We start from the raw sequence: 6,412 nt of genomic DNA, 5'->3' as shown, positions 1-6,412 counted from the left end.
GTTCCTTTGACGCTTAAATTTACTTCGGGTCAGACGCTGACAGTAAGCGCCCGTGTGAAGGCGATGCAGGGCAAGATGCAGCACCAACATCAGCATAAGCACTAATCATTAAAAGATGCTGGTCAGACATCTGGCCAGCACACCTTTCCGGGATGTTCGCTCTGAGGTCCCAGCGTCATAATCAATAACTGCTTCTTATTTATCTGTATTTTGCTCTGATTGCAGGTCTGTGCAGGTTTGGTCGACTGTCCGTATAATGCACCGCTTCTCATGACTAGTCTTAGGATTGCCCTTGATGGAGCTGTTTGCCCCTGTATTCAAATCATTCATTCTGGTGTTTATTGCTGAATTTGGTGATAAAAGTCAGTTGGTCTGCATGACGCTGGCAGCTCGATATCGGCCTTGGCCTGTGTTGCTAGGGGCGATAGTTGCATTCTCTTTGCTGAATTTGTTAGGGGTGACAGTCGGGGCTGTCGCCGCACGTTGGTTACCTGATTGGTTGGTGCTGGCCGCCGTTTGCTTACTATTTCTATTGTTTGGCATTCAATCTCTACGTGAGAATGGCGAAGATGATGCTGAAGAAAATGATAATAAAGTGGGCAGGCACTTATTGTTCTCAGTAGTTTTGCTGATTTTTCTTGCCGAGTTTGGTGATAAAACTCAAATTGCTGTCGCGGGATTAGCTGGTGTTGAGTCTGCTCTAGGTGTATGGCTAGGATCGACCCTTGCGCTAAGTGCGACAACGTTAATGGGGGTGCTGGTGGGAAGGACGTTGCTCCAGCGCTTGCCTATCCATTGGGTTCATCGAGTTAGTGGTGTGTTGTTTTTGCTATTTGGGCTGTGGGCGGCGGTTGAGCTGCTGAATGTAATGGCGGTCATTCCTGTGCATTGATGTTGGATTCAATAATAAAGATAAATGGATGTGGGTCGGTAGGATGGTTGCGGGTTTTTTGGTTCTTCTTTGTTGTCAGTTTCTGGGCGAATTGATCGTTTACGGACTGGATATTCCGGTGCCTGGGGCTGTGGTAGGGATGGTCTTGCTATTGATCGGACTTATGTTCAGAGGAGAGGTTGCCGGTGGCTTACGTACAAGCGCAGAAGGCCTGCTATCAATATTACCGATGATGCTGGTACCGGCAGGTGTTGGTCTGATGGTTCATTTTGAATTGATCGCGGCCGGATGGGTGGCGATATTGGCTGCATTGGTTGTGAGCACCTTTGTGACGTTGCTGATCGTTACGCTATTACTGAAATGGACGCATTCATCGGCTGACAAATCTGAAGCGCAGGAGGGGCTGGAAAAATGAGTCTGTGGTTGGAATTTCAGGCGTCTCCTTTGTTGTGGATAATTGTCACGGTTGTTGCCTTCATGGTGGCTTCCTGGATCAACCAGCTTGCCGGGCGTACCCCGCTATTGCATCCGGTTGTTGTCGGATTGTTGTTGATCATCGGATTGTTAAAGCTGACGGAGACGCCTTACGAGACCTATAAGGAGGGTGCTCAGTTTATCTCCTTCCTGTTGGGGCCTGCGGTGGTTGCCCTGGCTGTGCCTTTGTATGACAACCTGGCCCGTGTGCGGTCCATGCTTGTGCCGTTATTGGTTGCCTGTACGGTCGGTGCGCTGGTGGCGGCCTTAACCGCAATTGCAGTTGGTATCTGGTTGGAGTTATCGATGCAGACCTTGTTGTCGTTGGCGCCGAAATCGGTGACTACCCCTATCGCGATAGGGGTCGCGGATAAGATTGGTGGGTATCCTTCGTTAACGGCTGGGCTCGTGCTAATAACCGGTGCATTAGGATGCCTGATGTCGCCGTTTATTTGCAAAATGCTCAAGGTTGAAGATCCCGCTATTCGGGGTTTTTCGCTCGGTGTTGCGGCGCACGCAATGGGTACAGCATATGCGTTTGAGTACGGAGCTATCGCGGGGGCGTTTGGGGGCTTGGCGATGGGCATGACAGGTACATTTACTGCCTTTATGTTGCCGCCATTGATTCGTCTTTTAGGGATATCCTAGCCTTTTGTTGCATTTGCTAAATAGCTATCAGATAGGTAAAGTGCGCCCCTGTTTAACAGGTAACCAATTGATAAAGTGGAACGGCGGCTATGACTCCTCTGGAGCGTTATAAGAAGGACCTGGAACGGGACGATTTTTCTTACGACCCGGCTCAGGAAATGGCGGTTAAAAATCTGCAGCGTTTGTACGATGACCTCACTGCAGTGAAACCGCAGCCCAAGCAAGGGTTGATGAAGCGTTTATCCGGCAAGTTCAAAAAAGAGACGGTTGAGCCGATCAAGGGCCTTTATTTCTGGGGCGGCGTTGGTCGTGGTAAAACGTATCTGATGGATACCTTCTACGACAGTCTGCCATTCGAGCAGAAAATGCGTACCCACTTTCACCGGTTTATGCAGCGTGTGCACAAAGAGCTGAAAGAGCTTGATGGTACGCCTAATCCGTTGGTTGTCATTGGTAAGAAATACTCTGAAGAGGCGCGGGTGATCTGCTTTGATGAGTTCTTTGTTTCCGATATTACCGATGCCATGATTTTGGCGGGATTGATGGAACAGCTGTTTGCAAGCGGCGTATCGCTGGTGGCGACCTCCAATATCGTTCCTGATGGCCTTTATAAAGATGGCCTGCAGCGTGCGCGCTTCTTGCCGGCGATCGATATGCTGAATCGATACACTGAAATATTGAACGTTGATGGTGGGGTGGACTACCGTCTGCGCGCTTTGGAGCAGGCTGAACTTTATCACTGCCCTCTGGATGACAAAGCCGATGAAAGCCTGAACGCGAGTTTTGAAAGCTTGTCTCCTGATTTGGAGGAAGTGGTCGAGCGCGAGCTGGTGGAAATAAACGGCCGCGGAATCCAGTCTCGCCGTTGCTGCGAAGACGTAGTGTGGTTTGATTTCACCGAGCTGTGTGAAGGGCCGCGCTCTCAGAATGATTACATCGAGTTGGCAAAAATTTACCATGCGGTATTGGTGAGTGGTGTGCCGCAGCTAGGTCGTTCAAACGATGACTCTGCACGTCGCTTTATCAATATGGTCGATGAGTTTTACGACAGTGGTGTGAAGTTGATTCTGACGGCTGAAAAGCCGATTCATGAGATCTACACGGAAGGCCGACTGGAGTTTGAGATCGAGCGTACACAGAGTCGTTTGCTAGAGATGCAGTCGCACGAATATCTGGCACGCGCACACCGTGCGTAATGGCTGATTCTAAATCGCACTAAAATCTGATCTGTTGTGTAAAAAGTTCTCGATATTGGAGCGCGGGTTGTCTATAATTCGCGCTCCTTTCATTTCGGGAAAGGTAATTGTTGTTTTCAGAGCTGCTGAAAACAACCAATAATTATAAGTTAGGTCGGTCGCAGCGCCCATGTTTCGGCGTTTTGCTACTAGCCCTAAATTAAGTAAAGGCGAAATATCAATGAAAACTTTCGTTGCTAAGCCAGCCGAAGTAAAACGCGACTGGTTTGTAATTGACGCAGAGGGTAAAACCCTGGGTCGTATGGCTACTGAAATCGCTCGTCGTCTGCGCGGCAAGCATAAAGCTGAATATACTCCTCACGTTGATACTGGTGACTACATCGTTGTAATCAATGCTGAGAAAGTAAATGTTACTGGTAACAAGCGCGACGGCAAAATCTACTACCGTCACACTGGTTACCCAGGTGGCCTGAAAGAAGCTTCTTTCCAGAAAATGATCGAAACCTTCCCAGAGCGCACTATTGAGCTGGCTGTTAAAGGCATGCTGCCAAAAGGTCCGCTGGGTCGTGCTATGTACACCAAACTGAAAGTGTACGCTGGCTCCGAACATCCGCACCAGGCTCAGCAGCCTGTAGAACTGAACGTCTAAGGGGAAGGTTGATATGTCTACTCAGTATTACGGCACAGGCCGTCGTAAAACATCTACTGCTCGCGTATTCCTGCGTCCGGGCACTGGTAACATCGTTGTAAACGATCGTTCTTTGGATCAGTTCTTTGGTCGCGAAACTGCACGTATGATCGTACGTCAGCCGCTGGAACTGACTGATAGCCTGGGTAAATTTGATGTATACGTTACCGTTAAAGGCGGTGGTGGTACTGGTCAGGCGGGTGCTATTCGTCACGGTATCACTCGTGCACTGATGGAGTACGATGAGACTCTGCGCCCAGCACTGCGTGAAGCGGGTTACGTTACTCGCGATGCTCGTATGGTAGAACGTAAGAAAGTGGGTCTGCGTAAAGCACGTAAGAAGCCTCAGTTCTCCAAGCGTTAATTCGCTGCGCTGTTGTTGCAGCGCAAAATACAAGAAAAACGCCTGCTTCCCTTGGGATCAGGCGTTTTTTTGTGCCCGTTTTTTGGGGCTGTGTTCAGGTCAATACTTTAATCTAATTTTGCGGCCATAAGCCTAATTCACCTTGTAAGAAAGGGGTAATTTCTTTAATATCTTGGCCATTTTTAGAATCCATGTTTCCGTGGCTTTTTATACTTAGCGGCCAATGGTTTTTGCATCTGCAAAATACTTGAGGTCGAGTAGGGGAGAACATCTTAAATGAGCAATGACGGCGTGAATAAGGGTCGGCGTCGCCTCCTTCTCGGTGCTACATCCGCAGTTGGTGCGGTTGGTGCTGTAGGAGCGGCTGTCCCGTTCGTAGCTTCTTGGAATCCAAGTGCCAAGGCAAAGTCTGCGGGTGCACCTGTAAAGGTGGACATTAGCAAGCTTGAGCCTGGTCAGCAGACAATCGCTAAATGGCGCGGTAAGCCAGTGTGGATTGTTCGTCGTAGTCCAGAAGCGTTGGAAAGTCTGGCTAATCTGACCAATCTTCAGGATCCTAATTCTGAGAATGCTGCACAGCAGCCTGCGTACATCCCAAAAACAGCGGCGCGCGCGATTCGTGAGGATATTGCTGTGCTGGTGGGTATCTGTACTCACCTGGGTTGTTCTCCGACCTACCGTCCAGAATTAGCTCCAGAAGATCTGGGTGCTGACTGGGTGGGTGGTTATTACTGCCCATGCCACGGTTCTCGATTCGATTTGTCTGGCCGTGTAATGAATAGCTCCCCGGCTCCAAGTAACCTGGTGATCCCGCCTCATCACTATGAAAGTGATAATGTGATCATCGTTGGTGTAGATCAGGAGACTGCATAATGGCTGGTTACCGTAACAAAGGAAATCCAGGTCTGATGGGCTGGATTGATGATCGTTTCCCTGCAACTGCAATGTGGGAAGATCATCTGTCTAAATACTACGCACCAAAGAACTTCAACTTTTGGTACTTCTTTGGTTCTTTGGCGCTGCTGGTGCTTGTTAACCAGATCCTGACAGGTGTCTGGCTGACAATGAGCTACACGCCTACCTCTGAAGGTGCATTCGCATCTGTCGAATACATCATGCGTGACGTGGAATACGGTTGGCTGCTGCGATATATGCACTCTACCGGCGCGTCTGCATTCTTCGTTGTTGTATACCTGCACATGCTGCGTGGCATGATGTACGGTTCTTACCGCAAGCCGCGTGAGCTGGTTTGGATCTTCGGTATGACGATCTACCTGGCGTTGATGGCTGAAGCATTCATGGGCTACCTGCTGCCATGGGGTCAGATGTCTTACTGGGGTGCGCAGGTAATCGTATCTCTGTTCAGTGCTGTGCCTTGGGTTGGTGAAGACCTTGCTCTGTGGATTCGTGGTGACTACCTGATCTCCGGTATTACCCTGAACCGCTTCTTTGCATTGCACGTAGTTGCTTTGCCTATCGTTTTGTTGGCGCTGGTTGTTCTGCACATCATCGCGCTGCACGAAGTAGGTTCTAACAACCCAGACGGTGTTGAGATCAAAGAGAAGAAAGATGAAAACGGTGTACCGCTAGACGGCATCCCGTTCCACCCTTACTACTCTGTTAAAGATATTGTGGGTGTTGTTGTCTTCCTGTTTGTATTCTGCGCGGTTATCTTCTTCTTCCCAGAAGGTGGTGGTTACCTGATCGAAGCACCAAACTTCGAACCTGCTAACCCGCTGAAAACGCCAGAGCACATCGCGCCTGTATGGTACTTCACGCCATTCTACGCAATGCTGCGTGCTATTCCGCCAATTGCTGGCTCCCAGTTCCCGGGTGTTGTTGTGATGGGTGGTGCGATTGCAATCCTGTTTGTGTTGCCGTGGCTTGATCGTAGCCCGGTTAAATCCATCCGTTACAAAGGTATGATCAGCAAAGTAATGCTGGTTGTGTTCTGTGTGTCCTTTGTGATTTTGGGTTACTTGGGTGTTGTGGCTTCTAACCCAGTACGTACGCTGATGGCTCAGATCTGTACTGCGCTTTACTTCGCGTACTTCTTCCTGATGCCTATCTACACCAAGATGGAAAGCACTAAACCGGTACCGGAGAGGGTTACAGGCTAATGAAAAAGTTTCTTGTTGCTATTGTAATGG

Annotated in this window: 8 protein-coding genes; all 8 read left to right on the top strand. The window is 49.4% G+C overall.

All coding sequences use genetic code 11. The features are described 5' to 3' along the window. The first annotated feature begins 295 nt into the window (after positions 1-295). Positions 296-892 carry a TMEM165/GDT1 family protein gene (locus tag ABYW01_RS11235; RefSeq protein ID WP_372832751.1) on the top strand — a complete coding sequence of 199 codons (597 nt, stop codon included), beginning with the start codon at positions 296-298 and terminating at the stop codon, positions 890-892. A gap of 28 nt (positions 893-920) precedes the next feature. Then, on the top strand, positions 921-1,307 hold the full coding sequence (locus ABYW01_RS11230) for a CidA/LrgA family protein (RefSeq protein WP_372832750.1): 387 nt from the start codon (positions 921-923) through the stop codon (positions 1,305-1,307). After that, positions 1,304-2,014: an LrgB family protein gene (locus ABYW01_RS11225; protein WP_372832748.1), complete on the top strand. Its 711-nt coding sequence runs from the start codon at positions 1,304-1,306 to the stop codon at positions 2,012-2,014. Before ABYW01_RS11230 ends, ABYW01_RS11225 begins: the two co-directional genes overlap by 4 nt. A gap of 89 nt (positions 2,015-2,103) precedes the next feature. Further along, positions 2,104-3,210, top strand: a complete 1,107-nt coding sequence (gene zapE / locus ABYW01_RS11220) for a cell division protein ZapE (RefSeq protein ID WP_372832746.1) — start codon at positions 2,104-2,106, stop codon at positions 3,208-3,210. 220 nt (positions 3,211-3,430) lie between these two features. Beyond that, on the top strand, positions 3,431-3,859 hold the full coding sequence (rplM, locus tag ABYW01_RS11215; RefSeq protein WP_193952094.1) for a 50S ribosomal protein L13: 429 nt from the start codon (positions 3,431-3,433) through the stop codon (positions 3,857-3,859). A 13-nt stretch (positions 3,860-3,872) separates the two neighbouring features. Next, complete coding sequence (gene rpsI / locus ABYW01_RS11210) at positions 3,873-4,262, top strand: 30S ribosomal protein S9 (protein WP_193952095.1); 390 nt, start codon at positions 3,873-3,875, stop codon at positions 4,260-4,262. Between the two features lie 276 nt (positions 4,263-4,538). Next, positions 4,539-5,135: a ubiquinol-cytochrome c reductase iron-sulfur subunit gene (gene petA, locus ABYW01_RS11205; protein WP_372832744.1), complete on the top strand. Its 597-nt coding sequence runs from the start codon at positions 4,539-4,541 to the stop codon at positions 5,133-5,135. After that, positions 5,135-6,382, top strand: coding sequence for a cytochrome bc complex cytochrome b subunit (locus ABYW01_RS11200; protein WP_372832742.1), 1,248 nt, complete (start codon positions 5,135-5,137; stop codon positions 6,380-6,382). The genes petA and ABYW01_RS11200 overlap by 1 nt, the downstream gene beginning before the upstream one ends. The last annotated feature ends 30 nt before the right edge of the window (positions 6,383-6,412 follow it).

This window comes from Pontibacterium sp. (genome assembly GCF_041587635.1).
Lineage (GTDB): Bacteria > Pseudomonadota > Gammaproteobacteria > Pseudomonadales > Balneatricaceae > Pontibacterium.
The sequence above is the reverse complement of the archived record's forward strand: the minus strand, read 5'-3'. Positions and strand labels throughout refer to the sequence as shown.

Excerpts from the sequence above, each read along its gene's own strand:
- zapE (WP_372832746.1), top strand. The coding sequence starts at position 2,104 with ATGACTCCTCTGGAGCGTTATAAGAAGGACCTGGAACGGGACGATTTT.
- rplM (WP_193952094.1), top strand. The coding sequence starts at position 3,431 with ATGAAAACTTTCGTTGCTAAGCCAGCCGAAGTAAAACGCGACTGGTTT.
- ABYW01_RS11230 (WP_372832750.1), top strand. The coding sequence starts at position 921 with ATGTGGGTCGGTAGGATGGTTGCGGGTTTTTTGGTTCTTCTTTGTTGT.
- ABYW01_RS11200 (WP_372832742.1), top strand. The coding sequence starts at position 5,135 with ATGGCTGGTTACCGTAACAAAGGAAATCCAGGTCTGATGGGCTGGATT.
- rpsI (WP_193952095.1), top strand. The coding sequence starts at position 3,873 with ATGTCTACTCAGTATTACGGCACAGGCCGTCGTAAAACATCTACTGCT.
- ABYW01_RS11225 (WP_372832748.1), top strand. The coding sequence starts at position 1,304 with ATGAGTCTGTGGTTGGAATTTCAGGCGTCTCCTTTGTTGTGGATAATT.
- petA (WP_372832744.1), top strand. The coding sequence starts at position 4,539 with ATGAGCAATGACGGCGTGAATAAGGGTCGGCGTCGCCTCCTTCTCGGT.
- ABYW01_RS11235 (WP_372832751.1), top strand. The coding sequence starts at position 296 with ATGGAGCTGTTTGCCCCTGTATTCAAATCATTCATTCTGGTGTTTATT.